Annotated in this window: 18 protein-coding genes; 10 read left to right on the top strand and 8 right to left on the bottom strand. The window is 73.3% G+C overall.

What is annotated here, in order from left to right; all coding sequences use genetic code 11:
- The first annotated feature begins 167 nt into the window (after positions 1–167).
- The 3 genes from ACH4UK_RS02630 to ACH4UK_RS02620 are packed head-to-tail and all read left to right on the top strand — an operon-like array spanning position 168 to position 1,995.
- On the top strand, positions 168–1,025 hold the full coding sequence (locus tag ACH4UK_RS02630) for a hypothetical protein (protein WP_398354254.1): 858 nt from the start codon (positions 168–170) through the stop codon (positions 1,023–1,025).
- A 48-nt stretch (positions 1,026–1,073) separates the two neighbouring features.
- Positions 1,074–1,325 carry an acyl carrier protein gene (locus ACH4UK_RS02625; RefSeq protein WP_398354253.1) on the top strand — a complete coding sequence of 84 codons (252 nt, stop codon included), beginning with the start codon at positions 1,074–1,076 and terminating at the stop codon, positions 1,323–1,325.
- A gap of 10 nt (positions 1,326–1,335) precedes the next feature.
- Positions 1,336–1,995 (top strand): 4'-phosphopantetheinyl transferase family protein, encoded by a 660-nt coding sequence (locus tag ACH4UK_RS02620; RefSeq protein ID WP_398354252.1) that lies wholly within the window; start codon positions 1,336–1,338, stop codon positions 1,993–1,995.
- Here the strand turns inward: ACH4UK_RS02620 and ACH4UK_RS02615 are convergent.
- Entirely contained in the window at positions 1,961–2,572 is a 612-nt protein-coding gene (locus ACH4UK_RS02615) for a TetR family transcriptional regulator (protein ID WP_398354923.1), read from the bottom strand. The two genes, ACH4UK_RS02620 and ACH4UK_RS02615, sit on opposite strands and share 35 nt — an antisense overlap.
- A 267-nt stretch (positions 2,573–2,839) precedes the next feature.
- On the opposite strand from ACH4UK_RS02615, the gene ACH4UK_RS02610 reads away from it, so the two are divergent.
- Genes ACH4UK_RS02610 through ACH4UK_RS02600 form a run of 3 tightly spaced genes read left to right on the top strand, consistent with a single transcriptional unit; the run spans position 2,840 to position 6,007 of the window.
- The gene (locus ACH4UK_RS02610; RefSeq protein ID WP_398354251.1) at positions 2,840–4,153 is read left to right on the top strand and encodes a glycosyltransferase family 4 protein; all 1,314 of its coding nucleotides are present in this window, start codon (positions 2,840–2,842) and stop codon (positions 4,151–4,153) included.
- A 52-nt stretch (positions 4,154–4,205) separates the two neighbouring features.
- A complete protein-coding gene (locus tag ACH4UK_RS02605; RefSeq protein WP_398354250.1) occupies positions 4,206–4,937 on the top strand; it encodes a class I SAM-dependent methyltransferase in 732 nt (243 codons plus the stop codon).
- Entirely contained in the window at positions 4,934–6,007 is a 1,074-nt protein-coding gene (locus ACH4UK_RS02600) for a prenyltransferase (RefSeq protein ID WP_398354249.1), read from the top strand. The genes ACH4UK_RS02605 and ACH4UK_RS02600 overlap by 4 nt, the downstream gene beginning before the upstream one ends.
- Before the next feature lie 23 nt (positions 6,008–6,030).
- Here the strand turns inward: ACH4UK_RS02600 and ACH4UK_RS02595 are convergent, their stop codons facing one another.
- Complete coding sequence (locus ACH4UK_RS02595) at positions 6,031–6,324, bottom strand: hypothetical protein (protein WP_398354248.1); 294 nt, start codon at positions 6,322–6,324, stop codon at positions 6,031–6,033.
- Between the two features lie 149 nt (positions 6,325–6,473).
- On the opposite strand from ACH4UK_RS02595, the gene ACH4UK_RS02590 reads away from it, so the two are divergent.
- The gene (locus ACH4UK_RS02590; protein ID WP_398354247.1) at positions 6,474–7,052 is read left to right on the top strand and encodes a hypothetical protein; all 579 of its coding nucleotides are present in this window, start codon (positions 6,474–6,476) and stop codon (positions 7,050–7,052) included.
- A gap of 60 nt (positions 7,053–7,112) precedes the next feature.
- On the opposite strand, the gene ACH4UK_RS02585 is transcribed toward ACH4UK_RS02590, so the two are convergent.
- Positions 7,113–7,568 (bottom strand): hypothetical protein, encoded by a 456-nt coding sequence (locus tag ACH4UK_RS02585; RefSeq protein WP_398354246.1) that lies wholly within the window; start codon positions 7,566–7,568, stop codon positions 7,113–7,115.
- A gap of 124 nt (positions 7,569–7,692) precedes the next feature.
- Here ACH4UK_RS02585 and ACH4UK_RS02580 point away from each other — a divergent pair, with 124 nt between their 5' ends.
- Positions 7,693–8,472: a maleylpyruvate isomerase family mycothiol-dependent enzyme gene (locus tag ACH4UK_RS02580; RefSeq protein ID WP_398354245.1), complete on the top strand. Its 780-nt coding sequence runs from the start codon at positions 7,693–7,695 to the stop codon at positions 8,470–8,472.
- 22 nt (positions 8,473–8,494) lie between these two features.
- On the opposite strand, the gene ACH4UK_RS02575 is transcribed toward ACH4UK_RS02580, so the two are convergent.
- The 5 genes from ACH4UK_RS02575 to ACH4UK_RS02555 all read right to left on the bottom strand — a co-directional run bounded on the left by ACH4UK_RS02575 (position 8,495) and on the right by ACH4UK_RS02555 (position 13,955).
- Positions 8,495–9,505: an LLM class F420-dependent oxidoreductase gene (locus ACH4UK_RS02575; protein ID WP_398354244.1), complete on the bottom strand. Its 1,011-nt coding sequence runs from the start codon at positions 9,503–9,505 to the stop codon at positions 8,495–8,497.
- Between the two features lie 117 nt (positions 9,506–9,622).
- A complete protein-coding gene (locus ACH4UK_RS02570; protein ID WP_398354243.1) occupies positions 9,623–10,477 on the bottom strand; it encodes a hypothetical protein in 855 nt (284 codons plus the stop codon).
- Between the two features lie 167 nt (positions 10,478–10,644).
- Positions 10,645–11,577, bottom strand: a complete 933-nt coding sequence (locus tag ACH4UK_RS02565; RefSeq protein ID WP_398354242.1) for an N-acetylmuramoyl-L-alanine amidase — start codon at positions 11,575–11,577, stop codon at positions 10,645–10,647.
- Positions 11,578–11,647: 70 nt separating this feature from the next.
- Complete coding sequence (locus ACH4UK_RS02560; protein ID WP_398354922.1) at positions 11,648–12,235, bottom strand: class I SAM-dependent methyltransferase; 588 nt, start codon at positions 12,233–12,235, stop codon at positions 11,648–11,650.
- A 160-nt stretch (positions 12,236–12,395) separates the two neighbouring features.
- The gene (locus tag ACH4UK_RS02555) at positions 12,396–13,955 is read right to left on the bottom strand and encodes an MFS transporter (RefSeq protein WP_398354241.1); all 1,560 of its coding nucleotides are present in this window, start codon (positions 13,953–13,955) and stop codon (positions 12,396–12,398) included.
- A 231-nt stretch (positions 13,956–14,186) separates the two neighbouring features.
- Between ACH4UK_RS02555 and ACH4UK_RS02550 the strand changes: the two genes are divergently transcribed.
- Both ACH4UK_RS02550 and ACH4UK_RS02545 read left to right on the top strand, forming a co-directional pair.
- The gene (locus tag ACH4UK_RS02550; RefSeq protein WP_398354240.1) at positions 14,187–16,433 is read left to right on the top strand and encodes an acyl-CoA dehydrogenase; all 2,247 of its coding nucleotides are present in this window, start codon (positions 14,187–14,189) and stop codon (positions 16,431–16,433) included.
- 32 nt (positions 16,434–16,465) lie between these two features.
- Entirely contained in the window at positions 16,466–17,659 is a 1,194-nt protein-coding gene (locus tag ACH4UK_RS02545; RefSeq protein WP_398354239.1) for a lipid-transfer protein, read from the top strand.
- Positions 17,660–17,738: the final 79 nt, after the last annotated feature.

Raw genomic sequence — 17,738 nt, 5'->3', positions numbered from 1 at the left:
TAATGTCCAAGGACGCGGTCGGGTTCGTGACGGGCTGTCAACCCGTTGTCCCGGCTGCGCTCCGGCCGGTGACGGCCCTGCTCGGGACCGCCGGCGCCACGGCGATGCGGTCCGTACCTCCGGTGGGTGTCCCGACGGCCGGCCCACACCGAGAAAGACGCGGTTTCATGAACACATCCAGCATCACGGCCCTGCCGGGTATCGAGCTGAAGAGTCCCGGTGCCGGGCTGATCACGCTGGACCCGGTCCGCACCGCCCTGCTGCGGGGCCTGGACGAGCTGCTGACCGGCCTGGCCGCGCGGCTCGCCGCGCCCGAGGTCGTGGGGCCGCCCCTGCTGTCCGTCGAAGGACTGGCCCGGCTCGACTTCTTCCGCAACTTTCCCCATCTCGGCGTATCCGCCGGTCGGTTCGGCCCCGATGTGCTCGACGGGCTGGCCTCCGGCGGCTCGCCCCAGGACCTTCCGCTCCAGCCGACCGGCCATGTGCTGCCGTCCGCGACCTGCTACGGCCTGCTGCTCTCCCTCCAGGGCGAGGACGTCGGCGAGGACGGGCTGCGGCTCTCGGCGGTCGGCCGCTGCTTCCGCAACGAGACCCACTACGACGGCCTGCGCCGGCTGTGGGGGTTCCACATGCGTGAGGTGATCTACCTCGGCACCAAGACCGGCGCCACCGAACACCAGGACCTCGGCGGCGAGTTCGTCCAGGAGGTGGCCGGGCGGCTCGGCCTGACCCTGACCCGGGCGGCGGCCGACGACCCGTTCTACGACAACGGGGGATCCCGGGCCCGCCTGATGGCACTGGACCCGGTGAAGTACGAGTACAGCGCGCCCGACGGCACGGCCATCGCCTCCGTCAACCGGCACCGCAACTTCTTCGGCCAGCGGCTCGACATCCGCGCCGGCTCCCACGGGCCCGCCCACAGCTCCTGCGTCGCCTTCGGCGTCGAGCGCTGGGTGCACGCGATGATCCTCGCCCACGGCACCGCCGAGCAGGCCCTCGAGCGGCTCCGCGCCGCCGGTTCCTGACCCTCACCCCGGCAGTCACCAGAACAGCTAAGAGGAGCGATCTCCGCCATGGAACGTGTCGTCGCGTGGCTCAACGAGAAGAATCCCGGCCTCGACGCCCCGATCGGCGTCGACGAGGACCTCATCGAGGCCCGCCTCATCGACTCGATGGACTTCCTGGAGTTCATCGATCTCCTGGAGGAGATCTCGGGCAGCGGCATCGACCTGCAGGAAGTCACCATCGACGACTTCCGCACCCTCGCCCGCGTCGAGGAGCGCTTCCTCGGCGTCACCGGCCCCGCAGAGGTGCCGGCCGGGTGAGCGCGCACCGGTGACCCGCCTCCCGTCGCCGTACGAGAAGGGCGCGGCCGCCGTGGCGCTGGTGGCCACCACGGCCGAGGTGCTGGCGTGCCCGGAGCTGGACGAGGACATGCTCGCCCCCTGGGAGCGGCGCCGGCTCGCGGGCATCCGGGTGCCCGGCCGGCGCGACGACGTGGTGGCGGCCCGGCTCCTGCTGCGGCTGTGCGCCTCCCGTGTCACCGGGCTGGCCCCCCGGGAGGTGGAGCCGGCCCAGCGCTGCCCCGGGTGCGGGCGGGACGGTCACGGCCGGCCGTATCTCCCGGACCACCCCGGCCTGGGCGCCAGCCTCAGTCACGCCGACGGACTGGCGGCGGCGGCGGTCGGACCCGGCCCGGTCGGCATCGACGTGGAGCCCCTGACCCGTCGGCCGGGCCCGCTGCCCGTACTGCGGCGGCTGCTGCCCGGGGCGGAGGTGGACTCCGCCTGCGCCGAGCCGGACCCCGGCCCGGCGCTGCTGCGGTTGTGGGTCCGCCGGGAGGCCCTGTTCAAGGCCGGGCGGGACGATGTCCGGCTGACCGAGTGGACGGACCGGAGCCGCGCGGCCGTGGTGGCACTCGCGGGCCCTTCGGCGCCCCGTCCCGCCGACGCGCCGCTCCTCAGTCCCGGCCCGGCTCCGCCGTCAGGTCGATGAGGCGGCAGACCGTCTCGATGTCGATCTTCACCTGGGCGATCGAGGCCCGGCCCGACAGCCAGGTGATCAGCGCCGAGTGCCAGGTGTGCTCGATGACCCGGACCGCCGAGAGCTGCTCCGGGGTGGGGTGCTCCAGGCCCATCGCGTCCAGGATGATCGCCGTGGTCAGCCGGGAGACGGTGTCCACCTCGGGGCTCACGCTGCGGTCCGCGAAGGTGAGGGCGCGGACCATGGCGTCCGCCAGGTGCGGTTCGCGCTGCAGGGCGCGGAAGGCGCGCATCAGCGTCTCGGCCACCCGCTGGGCCGCGTCGTCACCGGCCGGCGGGCGTTTGCGCAGCGTCGTGTGCATGTGCTGGAGCTGGTCCTGCATGGTCGCGACCAGCAGATGGATCTTGGAAGGGAAGTAGCGGTAGAGCGTGCCCAGCGCGACCCCGGCGGCCTCGGCCACCTCCCGCATCTGCACCGCCTCGAACCCGCCCCGGCTGGCCAGCTGGGCGCTGGCGTGCAGGATGCGGCGGCGACGGGCCTCCTGGCGTTCGGTCAGCGCAGGCGCTGCCGGTCTGGCGTCCGCGGTCATGCTGTCCCCGATCCACGATCCATGATCCATGGCATTGATCCCGTACCCGAACGGGCGAAGCGAGCCGCCCGGGGGCGCACAGCATGCCAGGGCGTCGGTCGTGGCGCGAATCACCTGATCCGGCCGTCACGCCGACGCTACCTGCCGGTAGATTCGAGGCACATCGAACGATCAGGTCGGCAGCTGGTTCCCTCAAGTCTGAAACTTGTTCTAGATTAGCGCGACCGGTTACGCTCCGGCGAACACGCAGCCAGAAGGGGGCCGAGTGTGACCGCTGAGGCCATAGAGACAGGCCCCCGCACGGGCGACGACAGCTCCGCCGGGGCCGGCGACCGGCCGTTGCGCATCGCACTCCTCACCTACAAGGGCAACCCGTTCTGCGGCGGCCAGGGCGTGTACGTCCGCCACCTCGGACGGGAGCTCGCCCGCCTCGGCCACAGCGTCGAGGTGATCGGCGCCCAGCCCTACCCGGTGCTCGACGAGGGCGTCGCGCTCACCGAGCTGCCCAGCCTCGACCTCTACCGCCAGCCCGATCCCTTCCGGACCCCGAAGCGCGGCGAGTACCGCGACTGGATCGACCTGGCCGAGGTCGCGACCATGTGGACCGGCGGCTTCCCCGAGCCGCTCACCTTCAGCCTCCGCGCCCGCCGCCATCTCCTGGCCCGGCGCGGCGAGTTCGACGTCGTCCACGACAACCAGACCCTCGGGTACGGGCTCCTCGGCGACCTCGGGGTCCCGCTCGTGACGACGATCCACCACCCCATCACCGTGGACCGCAGGCTCGATCTGAAGGCCGCCACCAGCCGCCGCCGACGCGCCTCCGTACGCCGCTGGTACGCCTTCACCCGGATGCAGAAGCGGGTGGCCCGCAAGCTGGACACCGTCCTCACCGTCTCCGGCTCCTCCCGCGACGAGATCGTCGAGGACCTCGGCGTCCGCGCCGACCGGATCAGCGTCGTCCACATCGGCGCCGACACCGATCTGTGGTCGCCCGACCCCTCCGTCGCCGAGGTGCCGGGCCGCATCGTCACCACCTCCAGCGCCGACGTCCCGCTCAAGGGCCTCGTCCATCTCGTCGACGCGCTCGCCAAGCTCCGTACCGAGAACCCCGCCGCCCACCTCGTCGTCGTCGGCAAGCGCGCCGAGAACGGGCCGGTCGCCCGCGCGATCGAGCGGCACGGGCTCTCCGACGCCGTCGAGTTCGTCAAGGGCATCAGCGACGCCGAGCTGGTCGACCTCGTCCGCAGCGCCCAGGTCTCCTGCGTGCCCTCGCTGTACGAGGGGTTCTCGCTGCCCGCCGCCGAGGCCATGGCCACCGGCACCCCCCTGGTCGCCACCACCGGCGGCGCGATCCCCGAGGTCTCCGGCCGCGACGGCGAGACCTGCCTCGCCGTCCCGCCCGGTGACGCGGACGCGCTGGCCGGAGCCCTGGCCCGGCTGCTGGCCGACCCGGAGCTGCGCGCCCGGCTCGGTGCGGCGGGCCGGGCGCGGGTGCTGGCGAACTTCACCTGGGCCAGGGCGGCCGCCGGAACGGCCGAGCTGTACCGTCAGGCGATCACCGCCCGCGGTGTCCGCAGGTGACTGCGGACCCGCTCATCGCAACCCGTACCTCCGACCTCGAAGGCAGGCCCTCGTGCTGACCGTCGACTTCACCCGCTTCCCGCTCGCCGCAGGCGACCGAGTGCTCGACCTGGGCTGCGGAGCCGGCCGGCACGCCTTCGAGTGTTACCGGCGCGGTGCGCAGGTCGTCGCCCTCGACCAGAACGGCGAGGAGATCCGCGAGGTCGCCAAGTGGTTCGCCGCGATGAAGGAGGCCGGGGAGGCCCCCGAGGGCGCCACCGCCACCGCGATGGAGGGCGACGCCCTCAACCTGCCCTTCCCCGACGACTCCTTCGACGTCGTGATCATCTCCGAGGTCATGGAGCACATCCCGGACGACAAGGGCGTCCTCGCCGAGATGGTCCGGGTCCTCAAGCCGGGCGGCCGGATCGCCGTCACCGTCCCGCGCTACGGCCCCGAGAAGGTCTGCTGGACCCTCTCCGACGCGTACCACGAGGTCGAGGGCGGCCACATCCGCATCTACAAGGCCGACCAGCTCCTCGCCCGGATCCGCGAGGCCGGACTCAAGCCGTACGGCACCCACCACGCCCACGCCCTGCACTCGCCGTACTGGTGGCTCAAGTGCGCCTTCGGCGTCGACAACGACCGTGCGCTGCCGGTGCGGGCGTACCACAAGCTGCTGGTCTGGGACATCATGAAGAAGCCGCTCGCGACCCGGGTCGCCGAGCAGCTCCTCAACCCCGTCGTCGGCAAGAGCTTCGTCGCCTACGCCACCAAGCCGCACCTTCCGAAGGCCGAGGCGTGAGCACTCCCGAACAGACCGAACACCTTGTTCTCCCCGGCGTCCTGACGGCCGATCAGGCCGCCGAGACGGTCGCCGCGCTCGTCGCCGTCCAGCGGGAGGACGGGGCGCTGCCCTGGTTCCGGGGCCACCACCTCGACCCGTGGGACCACACCGAGGCCGCGATGGCGCTGGACGCGGCCGGCGAGCACGGGCCCGCCGCGCGCGCCTACGACTGGCTCGCCCGCAATCAGAACGCCGACGGATCCTGGTACGCCGCCTACCACGACGGCGACCCGCGGCAGCCGACCGACCGGGGCCTGGAGAGCAACTTCTGCGCGTATGTGGCCGTCGGCGTCTGGCACCACTACCTGGCCACCGGCGACGACGCGTTCGTCGACCGGATGTGGCCCACGGTCTTCGCGGCGGTCGAGTTCGTCCTGAGGCTCCAGCAGCCCGGCGGGCAGATCGGCTGGAAGCGGGAGCCCGACGGCACGCCGGTGAACGACGCGCTGCTGACCGGCTCCTCCTCGATCCACCAGGCGCTGCGCTGCGCGCTGGCCATCGCGGAGCGCCGTGAGGAGCCGCAGCCCGACTGGGAGTTGGCGACCGGGGCGCTGGCCCACGCGATCCGCAGCCACCCGGAGCGCTTCCTCGACAAGAACCACTACTCGATGGACTGGTACTACCCGGTCCTCGGCGGCGCGGTCACCGGGGCCGAGGCCACCGCCCGCATCCAGGAGCGCTGGGACCGCTTCGTCGTCCCCGGCCTGGGGGTGCGCTGTGTACTGCCCAACCCCTGGGTGACCGGCGGCGAGAGCTGTGAACTCGCCCTGGCCCTGTGGATGACGGGGGAGTCGGACCGGGCGCTGGAGATCCTCCAGTCCGTCCAGCACCTGCGCGCCGAGGGCGGGCTGTACTGGACGGGGTACGTCTTCGAGGGCAACCGGGCGTTCTGGCCCGAGGAGCTCACCACCTGGACGGCGGGCTCCCTGCTGCTCGCGGTGGCCGCGCTCGGGGGGGACGAGGCGACCACCGCCGTCTTCGGGGGCGAGCGGCTGCCGGTCGGCCTGGAGCCGGACTGCTGTCGCTGAACACGCCCTGACGCACGGAGCGTTCAGTGGCGGCGGAGCCGGCCCGCCACTGCGTGCCCGATGAAGAGGTACACCACGGCCGCCAGACCGTAGCCGGCGACGACCCGCGCCCACGCCTCGTCGAACGTGAACAGGTCGTACGACCAGCCCGCCAGCCAGTGGGCGGCGTCCTGGACCCACTGGACCAGGTCGTTGCCCCGGTTGGCGTCGAGCAGGTACATCAGAATCCAGAGAATGATGATGAAGGCCATGATGTCGGCCACGACGGCGATGACCCGAGCCGCTGAACTGCTTCCTGAGCCTGTTCTAGGAGACATGGAACTCTGGTTGCCGCTTTACGCAGGGTGAAACCCGGACGGCCCGCACCGGGTGGCGACCGGTGCGGGAACGGGCGAGGCTGAGCGGGAGTGCCGAGCCCCGTCACTCATGGTGATATGCCCGGTCAGTCCGGTCAGGAGGCCCCGCTGTGCCCCGTTCCGTACCGCTCCGCCGAACCCTGGCAGCGCTGCTGCTGTCCTGCTCCCTGCTGGCGGGCGCCACCGCGTGCGGCGACTCCGGCGACTCCGCCGGCGGCAACGCGGCGAACGCGTCGGCGGCGGCCGACCCCTCGGGGGCCAGCCCTTCGGCGTCCGTCGAGAAGCAGCGGCTCGCCAAGACCCGGTTCGTCGCCAACGCGGGGCTCGCGGCGGGGGCGACGTACCAGTGGATCGTGAAGCCGTACCGCGCCGGGACGTTCAAGAAGGGGGCGGACGGGCGGACCTTCGCCCTCGTCAAGGCGGGGCTTGCGGGCGGGTTCGCCTACAACCGGCTCAAGGCCGCCGCGGAGAACGCCAAGGGCGACCCGCTGCTGTCGAAGGCCGTCGCCCCGCTCACCGCCGGGATCGAATCGCTCAAGGGGCTGGGGACGAAGCTCCGCAAGGGCGAGGCCGGGGAGGGCGACGTGGGCGCGTTCGAGAGCGTCATCGACAGCATCAAGAACGCGGGCAAGGACGCGGGCGCCGAGGTGAAGGACAAGGTTCCCTCCACCTCCCAACTGAGCGGCTAGCGGCAGCGAAAGGCCGCCGCCCCTTCGGTGGGCGGCGGCCTTTCGCGTGCCGTGCCGGGGTCAGAGCAGGTCCTCACCGGTGTCTTCGCCGTCCGTCTCGTCGCCCTCGGGGTTCCCGGGGTCCGCACCGGTCAGGGCGAGGACCAGGTAGACCCCGTAGGGCGAGCCGTCGGCCCCGTCCTTCACGTTCAGCACCCCGCCGGCGCCGTCCTCATCGGTCTCGAACGACGCCGGGTCCAGGCCGAGCCGCCGCGCGAGCGCGCTCACCGAGGCGAGCAGCCGCTCCCGTGAGGTCCCGCCACCGGTGGTGCCGTCCTGCGGGAGGGGGGCGACGACGAGGAGATCGGCCAGGAAGCCCCGGCGCAGTCCGTCCGGATCGGCCGCCTCGAACGTCGCCGAGACCGGCTGGAGCGCGGCGACCAGCGGCAGCCAGGCCCGGAGCGCCTCCTCGGCGGTGTGCACCCGGTCCAGGTTGCCCGCGACGCGGCACACCACGTCGCCGGAAGAGAATCGCATCGGTGGGTCACCCACCCCTTCTTCTTCTTCTTCGAGTTCTTCTTCGAGATGCCGGTGTTCCGCGGGCAGCGACCGGCGGATATCCCGGTGATCAATCCGGGGTCAGCCGGTTAGGGTGCGCCGCATGACCTCTCTCTCCTTCGGCCGTTGCTGCGACGAGATCCTCGCCCAGACCGACGCCCTGCGCGCGACGCTGACCGGCGCCGACCTCTCCGCGACCGTTCCCACCTGCCCCGACTGGACCCTACGGGAGCTCGCCGTGCATATCGGTGGTGCGCACCGCTGGGTCGGGGAGATCGTCCGGAACCGCGCCGCCGAGGAGGTCCCCGAGGACAAGGTGCCCGGCTTCGCGGGGCCGGACGGGGACGACCCGGCCGCGCTCGACGCCTGGCTCGCCGAAGGGACCGCCGCCACCGTGGAGGCGCTGCGGGAGGCCGGGCCGGACGCCGAGGTGTGGACCTGGGCGTGGGAGCGGCGTACGGCCTTCTGGGCGCGGCGGATGACGCACGAGACGGCGGTGCACCGGGCGGACGCGGCGCTCGCCGCCGGTGTTCCGTACACGGTCGACGCCGACGTGGCCGCCGACACCATCGAGGAGTGGCTGCGCATCGTCTCCTTCGCCCAGGAGGAGGGCGACCCGGAGGCGGACGAACTGCGGGGCGGCGGGCGCTCGTTGCATCTGCACGCCACCGACGTGCCCGGCGCGGAGTGGCTGATCGAGTTCGGCGAGGACCGCTTCACCTGGCGGCACGACCACGAGAAGGCCACGGTCGCGCTGCGCGGCTCGCTCACCGACCTGATGCTCGTCTTCAACCGCCGTCTGGAGCCCACGAGTCAGCGGGTGGAGGTGCTCGGCGACGCGGCGCTGCTGGACTTCTGGCTGGACCGGTCCTCGTTCGGCTGAGCGGTCGAAGCCCTTACTCGGCCTAGGAGTTCAGCTCCGCCAGGACCCGCAGCGTGTGCGGGTCCGGGGCGGTGACCAGCAGATCCGTCACCGGGCCGGTGCGCCACAGCCCCAGCCGCTCCGCGATCCGGGCGCGCGGCCCGATCAGTGAGATCTCGTCGGCGAACGCGTCGGGCACCGCCCGCACCGCCTCCTCCTTGCGGCCCTGGAGGAACAGCTCCTGGATGCGCCGGGCCTCCTCCTCGAACCCCATCCGGGCCATCAGGTCGGCGTGGAAGTTACGGGCCGCGTGCCCCATCCCGCCGATGTAGAAGCCGAGCATCGCCTTCACCGGCAGCAGCCCCTCGGCCACGTCGTCGCAGACGTGCGCGCGGGCCATCGGCGCGATCATGAAGCCGTCCCGGAGTCCGGCCAGCGAGGCCTTGTAGACGTCCGTGCGCAGCGGCGACCAGTACAGCGGCAGCCAGCCGTCCGCGATCGCCACCGTCTGCGCGATGTTCTTCGGGCCCTCCGCGCCCAGCAGGACGGGGAGCGAGGCCCGCAGCGGATGCGTGATCGGCTTCAGCGGTCTGCCGAGCCCGGTGGCGTCCGGGCCGTCGTACGGGTGGGAGTGGAAGCGGCCCGCCAGCTCGACCGGGGCCTGCCGTGCCAGCACCTGCCGGATCACCTCGACGTACTCGCGGGTCGCCGTCAGCGGGCTCTTCGGGAACGGCCGTCCGTACCACCCCTCCACCACCTGCGGCCCGGACAGGCCGAGGCCCAGCAGCAGCCGGCCGCCGGAGAGATGGTCCAGGGTCAGCGCGTGCATGGCCGTCGCGGTGGGCGTGCGGGCCGCCATCTGGACGATGCCGGTGCCCAGCCGGATCCGCGAGGTGTGGGCGGCGATCCAGGTCAGCGGGGTGAAGGCGTCCGAGCCCCAGGCCTCCGCCGTCCACACCGAGTCGTAGCCGAGCCGCTCGGCCTCCTGGACCAGGGCGAGCTGGCCGGGGTCCGGGCCGCGGCCCCAGTATCCGAGAGCGAGTCCGAGCCGCATTCCGTTCCCTCCGGCCGTAACTGACGGGATGTCAGGCAAAGGTGTGCGGGGTGGACTGTACGACAACGGCCCCCCGCCCGGAAGGGCGAGGGGCCGCGGCGCGTGCTGCGTACGGGATCAGCCGCGCTGGATGCCCGTGGTGTCCTGCAGGACGCCACGACGGCCGTCCTGCGTCTGGGCGATGAGGCTCTGGCCGCGCTGCTCCACCGCGAGGTACCAGGTGCCCGGCGCCAGCTCGGCGATCGGGTTCGGCGAACCGTCCTCGCCGTACAGCGGGCGCGCCACCGGAACGGCGAACCAGAACGGGGTGAACTCGCCCGCCGGGGCCGCGCCGCCCTGCGAAGGCTGCGGGGCCTGGGCCTGCTGCGCCTGCGCCGGGTCGGCCTGGGCGGGCTGGCCCTGCTGGGGAGCGCCGGGGTAGCCGTACCCCTGACTCGGCTGCGCACCGTAGGGCTGCTGCTGGCCGCCCGGGAAGCCGTAGCCCTGACCGGGCTGCGCGCCGTACGGGGGCTGCCCGCCCTGCACGCCCTGCGCCGGGTTGGGGGCGCTGAGGAGCGGGGCCTTGAGCGCGGGGACCAGCGGGCCGGCGACGGCGCCCGCGGCGAGCACGATCGTGGCCAGCAGGCCGAGGATCAGACCGGCGCCCGCGTTGCTGACGTCGAGGATGGTCCAGAAAGCGGTCCACAGCGCGAACACGGTGAGCGCCGTGCCGAACTGGCCGAGGTCGAGCCCGACGACCTTGCGGCCCGGCATCGTCCGGCTGACGACCAGCAGCGCCGCGCCGATGACACCGGCGAGGAAGACGCTCATCAGGAGTCCGAGCGAGTCCCAGGCGTTGGGGCTGTCGAACCGGGAGCAGTCGACGCCCTGCGGGCAGTCGTAGCTGGAGAAGTCGAGGAAAGAGGCGATGAACAGCACGACCGCTGCTCCGATCACCACGCCGTCGCCTCGTGTGAGGGATCGGATATTCACGTGAAGGTCCTTAGTCGGTCGTCTCGTCGGGGCGGTCGTCGCTGCCGCCGGTGCGGCTCGAAGCTCGGGAGCGGCTCCCCATCGTACGGATGAATCTATCGTCTGGCCGGGCGGGTTGCGCCTCCGCCCGGATCGTGAACGGTTATCCCCCCAATATCACCGCAGAACTACCCCTTCAGGTAGCTGGTAATGCCGCCGGCCAGGCCCTGGGCGGCCTTCTGCCGCCAACTCGCGCTGGTGAGCAGGGCGGCATCCTTCGGATCACGCATATTGCCGCATTCGACGAAGGCCTTGGGCACGGTCGACAGATTCAGTCCGCCGAGATCATTACGGGTGTCCAGACCGGTATTCCCGCCGACGTAATTGGAAGGCGCGCTTCCGGTCGTGCGGACGAAGTGTCCCGCGATCCTCGCGCCCAGGTCGGCCGAACTCTTCACGATCTTCGAGGTGTCGGCCCCGCCGCCCTTCACCGCGGCGGGCAGGATCACATGGAAGCCCCGGTTGCCCACGGCCGATCCGTCGGCGTGCACCGAGACCACCGCGTCGGCCTCGGCCTCGTTCCCGATCCGGGCCCGCTCGTCGACGCACGGCCCGAACGGCCGGTCCGCGTCGTGCGTCAGCCGGACCCGGGCTCCCTCCGCCTCCAGCAGCGCGCGCAGCCGGTGGGACACATCGAGGGTGAACCGGGCCTCCGCATAACCGTCATTGGTGGACGTACCGGTCGTATCGCACTCCTTGCGGCCGGTGCCGATGTCGACCTGCTCGTTGATCTCCCGGGTGTGATCGCGGTTACCCGGATTGTGCCCCGGGTCGATCACCACGGTCCGGCCGGTCAGCGGGCCCTTCGGCAGCGGCTCGGCGGAAGCGGAGGGGGAGACGGGCGGGGAGGCGGATCCGGACGGCTCCGGCTGTTTCCCGGTCGGCGCCGGGGCCGTCGGGGAAGCGGCGTCCGCGCCCGGCCGGGGCGAGGCCGCACCGGCCTCGTCGGCTTCCGGGCCGCCGCCGCATCCGGCGGCGGTCAGGCATACGGCGGCCAGCGCGGCGGCCACGGACAGAGGCCGGGCGCGGCGGGCTGAGGGAGGGCTGTCGTCGTACGGCACGCGGCGATGCTACCCACCCGGCTGCCCGGACGGCTGCTCACCCGGCTGCCGGGGCGGCCGCCGGGACGGCTCAGATCCCGGCCCCCGTGCGGCGCAGCACGCGCAGCGAGTCCGTCACCGACACCTTGGCGAACGCCCCGGAGGCCAGCGCCCGCAGATAGATCCGGTACGGGGCCTGCCCGCCGTCGGCCGGGTCCGGGAACACGTCGTGGATCACCAGCAGCCCGCCCTCGGCGACATGCGGGGCCCAGCCCTCGTAGTCGGCGTTCGCGTGCTCGTCGGTGTGCCCGCCGTCGATGAAGACGAGCCCCAGCGGCCCGCCCCACACGGCGGCCACCTGCGGGGAGCGCCCGACGAGCGCCACCACGTGGTCCTCCAGGCCGGCCCGGCGCAGGGTGCGGCGGAACGTCGGCAGGGTGTCCATCAGCCCGACCTCCGGGTCCACCACGCTCGGGTCGTGGTACTCCCAGCCCGGCTGCTGCTCCTCGCTGCCCCGGTGGTGGTCGACGGTGAGCGCGCCCACCCCGGCGGCCCGCGCCACGTCCGCGAGCAGGATGGCGGAGCGCCCGCAGTACGTGCCCACCTCCAGCAGCGGCAGCCCGAGCGCGCCGGCCTCGGTGGCGGCGGCGTACAGGGCGAGGCCCTCGTGGACCGGCATGAACCCCTTGGCGGCCTCGAACGCGGCGAGAACCTCCGGCGCGGGTCCGGCGAGGGGCCCGGCGACGGCCTCGGAGGCGGATGCTGCGGCGGACTCGGCGGACTCGGCGGACTCGGCGGACTCGGCGGTCACGGGGGTTCCTCCAGGTGGGGCGGGGCGCCTACGACGGCGACCCATCGTGCCGCACGGTCCGGGCGACGCCCTCGGCGGGGGCGGCCCCCGCCGGGGCGACGGCGACGGTCCCGGCCGCCGCGAGCGCGTCGTCCGCGCTGCTCGCCAGCAGCACCGGATGCCCGGAGGGCCGCTGGGAGGGGATGAACGCCGCCAGCGCCAGCCCGGCGAGGACCGCGCCCGTCGCGATCAGGAACGAGATCCGGAAGCCCGCCATGGACGGCACCTCCACCGCCCCCATCCGCACCGAGGTGTTGGCCAGCACCATGCCGATCACCGCGCTCGACACCGACGTCCCGATCGACCGCATCAGGGTGTTGAGGCCGTTGGCCGCGCCGGTCTCCGACGGGTCGACGGCCCCGATGATCAGGGCGGGGAGCGAGGAGTACGCGAGGCCGATACCGGCCCCGAGCACCACCGCGATCAGCACGGTCTGCCAGGCGGCGCTCATTAGCCCGAGCCCGGCCCCGTAACCGACGGCGATGATCAGCAGACCGAGCATCAGCGTGGCCTTGGGGCCCCGGCGGGCGGAGATCCGGGCGTAGAGCGGGGACACGAGCATCATCGTCAGGCCGAGCGGGGCCACGCACAGACCGGCGACGACCATGGACTGCCCGAGCCCGTAGCCGGTGGCGGCGGGCAGCTGGAGGAGCTGGGGCAGGACGAGGGAGACGGCGTAGAAGGCGACACCGATCATGATCGAGGCGAGGTTGGTCAGCAGCACCTCGCGGCGGGCGGTGGTCCGCAGATCGACCAGCGGGGCCGGGGTGCGCAGCTCGAACAGGCCCCACAGGACCAGGACGACCACGGCGGCGGCCAGCAGGCCGAGAGTGGGGACCGAGGTCCAGCCCCAGTCGCTGCCCTTGGTGATCGGCAGGAGGAAGCAGACGAGTCCGAGGGAGAGGCCGAAGGCGCCGAGGTGGTCGAAGGTGCCGGGGGCGCGCAGCGGGGGCTCGGGGACGAGCGCGAAGGCGAGCCCCATGGCGAGCAGGCCGAGCCCCGCCGACCCGAGGAACAGCGCGTGCCAGTCGGCGTGTTGGGCGACGAGCGCGGCGGCGGGCAGGGCGAGGCCGCCGCCCACCCCGATGGAGGAGCTCATCAGCGCCATCGCGGAGCCGAGCTTCTCGCGCGGCAGCTCGTCGCGCATGATGCCGATGCCGAGCGGTATCGCGCCCATGGCGAAGCCCTGGAGGGCGCGGCCGGCGATCATCACCACGAGGTCGTCGGTGGACGCGCAGACCAGCGAGCCGATCACCATGACGGCGAGGGAGACGAGCAGCATCCGCCGCTTGCCGTACAGGTCGCCGAGCCGTCCCATGATCGGGGTCGAGACGGCGCCCGCGAGCAGGGTGGCGGTCATCACCCAGGTCGCGTCGGACGGGGTCGTGTCCAGCAGGACCGGCAGGTCCTTGATGACGGGGACGAGCAGCGTCTGCATCACCGCGACGGTGATGCCCGCGAAGGCGAGGACGGGCACGAGGGCGGTGGGGCGTTCCTTGCGCGGCCGGGGGATGCCCCCGGTGTGCCGGTCGTCTTTCGTCCGTCGCATGCGTGCGGCCTCCGGGCAGCGTCGATCACCCGGGCTCCCCCCAAGTGTGTGCATGCTGAACGCTTTCCCGGGCTGCGGTATTCCGTTCGGGGCGCTCCGGTTCCGGGGCCGAGGCGGCGCGTCGGGAGCGGCGCACCCGCCCGGGATCCGCGGCCTTCCTGACCTTCCATCGGAATGGAACGTGTTCTACTCTTGCCGCCGTTCCAGTGGCTGCGACCGGCGAGGATCCGCATGGGCATCGGCAGGGGCACGGGCAGGTACGGCGCCACCGGCAGGGTGGGCACCGGCATCGGCATCACCGAGGAGCACCGGGACCTGGCGCGGTCCGTCCGCGGCTGGCTGGCCCGCGCCGTCCCGCCCGCCGAGGCGCGCGCACTCCTCGACGCCGAGGGCCCCGCCGGCCCCGGCGTGCGCCCCGCCCACTGGAAGGCGCTCGCCGGGCAGGGGCTGACCGGCGTCCATCTGCCCGAGGCATACGGCGGTGGCGGCGGGGACCTCCTCGACCTCGCCGTCGTCCTGGAGGAGGCCGCGTACGCCTCGCTGCCCGGCCCCTACCTCGCCACCACGCTCACCTCCGCCGTGCTCCACCACGCGGCGGCCGCCGGGGCCGGGACGGCGGGCGGCCCGCTCCGGGAGCTCGCCGCGGGGGACCGCACCGCCGCCCTCGCGCTCACCCCCGGCACCCTCACCGCCACCGCCGCCCCGGGCGGCCACCGGCTCGACGGCACCGCCCCGCCGGTCCTCTCCGCCGAGGCGGCCGACCTGCTCCTGCTGCCCGCCGCCACCCCCGACGGCGAGCGCTGGTTCCTCGTGGACGCCGGGGCCCAGGGGCTGACCGTGCGCCCGCACGGCAGCGTCGACCCGACCCGCCCCACCGCCGAGGTGCGCGCCGAAGCCGTCCACGTCCCCGCGCACGCGGTCCTGGACGCCGACCCGGCGCTCGTCGGCGACTTGGCCGCCGTCCTCTTCGCCGCCGACGCCTGCGGCACCGCCGCCCGGAGCCTGGACACCGCCGTCGCGCACGCCGCCGTACGCGAGCAGTTCGGGCGGCCCATCGGGGCGTTCCAGGCGGTCAAGCACCTCTGCGCCGACATGCTCGTCCGCCTCGAACAGGCCCGCTCCCTCACCTGGGACGCCGCCCGCGCCGCCGACGAGGGGGCCGCCGGGCGCGGCCTCACCGCCGCGCTCGCCGCCGCCACCGCGCCGGAGGCCGCGTACAGCTGCGCCAAGGACGCCCTCCAGATCCTCGGCGGCATCGGCTTCACCTGGGAGCACGACGCCCACCTCCGGTTGCGCCGGGCCGTCCTGGCCCGTCAGCTCCTCGGCGCCGCCGACGCCCACCGGCTGCGCGCCGCCCGCCTGGCCGAGGGCGGGGCCCGCCGCGAACTCGCCCTCGAACTGCCCGCCGAGGCCGCCCGCCACCGGGCCGAGGCCCGCCCCCACCTCGCCGCCGCCCGGGGCCTCGCGCCGGGCGGGGCCCGCCGCGCCCTCGCCGCGACCGGCCACGCCGCCCCGCACCTCCCCGCCCCGTACGGACTGGGCGCGGGCCCCGTGCAACAGCTGGCGATCCAACAGGAGTTGCGGGAACAGGGCATCCGCCTGAGCGATCTGTCCATCGCCACCTGGGTGGTGCCGTCACTGATCGCGTACGGCACCCAGGAGCAGCGCGAGCGCTATCTGCCGGCCACCCTGCGCGGCGACCTCCAGTGGTGCCAGCTCTTCTCCGAACCCGACGCCGGATCCGACCTCGCCGCGCTGCGCACCCGCGCCGTACGCACCGACGAGGGGTGGCGGATCACCGGGCAGAAGGTGTGGACGAGCGCCGCCCGCACCGCCGACCACGGCATCCTGCTGGCCCGCACCGACCCGGACGCCCCCAAGCACCGCGGGCTCACCTACTTCCTGGTCGACATGAAGAGGGCCCGGGGCATCGACATCCGCCCGCTGAAGGAGATCACCGGCGAGGCCCTCTTCAACGAGGTGTACTTCGACGACGTCCTGCTGCCCGCCGACGCCGTCGTCGGCGAGGTCGGCGGCGGCTGGCGGGTCGCCCGCAACACCCTCGGCAACGAACGCGTCCACATGGCCGACCAGATGACCTTCGACAGCGGTCTCGAAGCCCTGATCGCGCGCTCGGCGGGGCTGGACGAGCCGACCAGGGCCCGGATCGGCGCGCTCGCCGCCGAGGCCCACGCGCTCGCCTGCATCGGGCTGCGCACCACCCTCCAGCAGGTCTCCGGCCTCGAACCCGGCGCCGGGGCCTCCGTGCGCAAGCTCGTCCAGACCGTCCACCAGCAGAAGGTCGCCGAACTCACCCTCGAACTCCTCGGCCCGGACGGCGCGGTGGACGAACCGGCGGCGGGGGAGCGGGCCCTCCACGGCTTCCTGATGTCCCGCTGCCTGACCATCGCGGGCGGCACCACCCAGATCCAGCTCAACGTCGTCGCCGAGCGGATCCTCGGCCTCCCCCGGGACTGACCGCGGAAGACAGTGAAGAGAGGAGTCGGAAGATGAAGGCCTACATCGTCGGCGTCGGCATGACGAGGTTCGAGAAGCCCGAGACCCGCGACTGGCAGTACTGGGACATGGTCCGCGAGGCGGGCGCCGCCGCCCTGGAGGACGCGGAGGTCCGCTACGACCAGGTCGAGCAGGTCCCCGTCGGCTACTGCTTCCAGGCCTCCACCGCCGGACAACGGGCCGTCTACGAGCTGGGCCTGACCGGCGTCCCCGTCTACAACGTCAACAACAACTGCGCCACCGGCTCCACCGCCCTCATGCTCGCCCGGCAGTTCGTCGAGGGCGGCGGCAGCGACTGCGTCCTGGCCGTCGGCTTCGAGAAGATGGCCCGCGGCTCGCTGGGCAGCGGCGCGGACGGCGCCGGCGACTTCGCGACCTCGCCGGTCGCCCGGCACTACGGGATCATGGCCGCCGGTCACGGCTTCGAGATGTCCCCGCCCACCGCCCAGATCTTCGGCAACGCGGCCCGCGAGCACATGGAGCGGTACGGGACCACCGCCGCGCAGCTCGCGGCGGTCGGGGCCAAGAACCACCGGCACTCGGTGAACAACCCGTACGCCCAGTTCCAGGACCCGTACACGGTCGAGGAGATCCTCGCCGCCCGCACCGTCCACCGCCCCCTCACCAAGCTCCAGTGCTCCCCGACCTCCGACGGGGCGGCGGCGGCCGTCGTCGTCTCCGAACGGTTCGTCGAGCGGCACGACCTGGGGGAGCGGGCCGTGGAGATCGCCGCCCAGGCCATGACCACCGACACCGACGCCTCCTTCGCCTCCGGCAGCTGCATCGACGCGGTCGGCGCCCCGATGTCCCGGGCCGCCGCCCAGCAGGTCTACGCGGCCTCCGGCCTCGGCCCGGACGATCTCGACGTGATCGAGCTGCACGACTGCTTCTCCGTCAACGAACTCCTCACCTACGAGGCGTTGGGCCTGTGCGGCGAGGGGGAGTCCGGCAAGCTCGTCGAGTCCGGGGCGACCACCTACGGCGGGCGGTGGGTCGTGAACCCGTCCGGCGGGCTGATCTCCAAGGGCCATCCGCTGGGCGCCACCGGCATCGCCCAGGCCGCCGAGCTGACCTGGCAACTGCGCGGCGAGGCCGGAGCCCGTCAGGTGCCCGGCGCACGGACCGCCCTCGCCCACAACATCGGCCTCGGCGGAGCGGCGGTGGTCACCCTGCTGCGGCGCGGCTGAGCGGTCCGGCAGCGGCGCGGGTGCGTAGGACCTCCGTCCCGGTCACCGGGGCCCGGGACCTGGTTCCGATACCCGATGT

The sequence above is a fragment of the Streptomyces sp. NPDC020884 genome, assembly GCF_044333935.1.
In the GTDB taxonomy this organism is placed as follows: Bacteria; Actinomycetota; Actinomycetes; order Streptomycetales; family Streptomycetaceae; genus Streptomyces.
Note: the sequence above shows the minus strand (reverse complement) of the source record. Positions and strands in the feature narration are given on the sequence as shown.

Coding starts and splice junctions, on each gene's coding strand:
- ACH4UK_RS02580 (WP_398354245.1), top strand. CDS start 7,693: ATGACCTCTCTCTCCTTCGGCCGTTGCTGCGACGAGATCCTCGCCCAG.
- ACH4UK_RS02545 (WP_398354239.1), top strand. CDS start 16,466: ATGAAGGCCTACATCGTCGGCGTCGGCATGACGAGGTTCGAGAAGCCC.
- ACH4UK_RS02575 (WP_398354244.1), bottom strand. CDS start 9,505: ATGCGGCTCGGACTCGCTCTCGGATACTGGGGCCGCGGCCCGGACCCC.
- ACH4UK_RS02555 (WP_398354241.1), bottom strand. CDS start 13,955: ATGCGACGGACGAAAGACGACCGGCACACCGGGGGCATCCCCCGGCCG.
- ACH4UK_RS02595 (WP_398354248.1), bottom strand. CDS start 6,324: ATGTCTCCTAGAACAGGCTCAGGAAGCAGTTCAGCGGCTCGGGTCATC.
- ACH4UK_RS02560 (WP_398354922.1), bottom strand. CDS start 12,235: ATGCCGGTCCACGAGGGCCTCGCCCTGTACGCCGCCGCCACCGAGGCC.
- ACH4UK_RS02585 (WP_398354246.1), bottom strand. CDS start 7,568: ATGCGATTCTCTTCCGGCGACGTGGTGTGCCGCGTCGCGGGCAACCTG.
- ACH4UK_RS02630 (WP_398354254.1), top strand. CDS start 168: ATGAACACATCCAGCATCACGGCCCTGCCGGGTATCGAGCTGAAGAGT.
- ACH4UK_RS02550 (WP_398354240.1), top strand. CDS start 14,187: ATGGGCATCGGCAGGGGCACGGGCAGGTACGGCGCCACCGGCAGGGTG.
- ACH4UK_RS02625 (WP_398354253.1), top strand. CDS start 1,074: ATGGAACGTGTCGTCGCGTGGCTCAACGAGAAGAATCCCGGCCTCGAC.
- ACH4UK_RS02615 (WP_398354923.1), bottom strand. CDS start 2,572: ATGACCGCGGACGCCAGACCGGCAGCGCCTGCGCTGACCGAACGCCAG.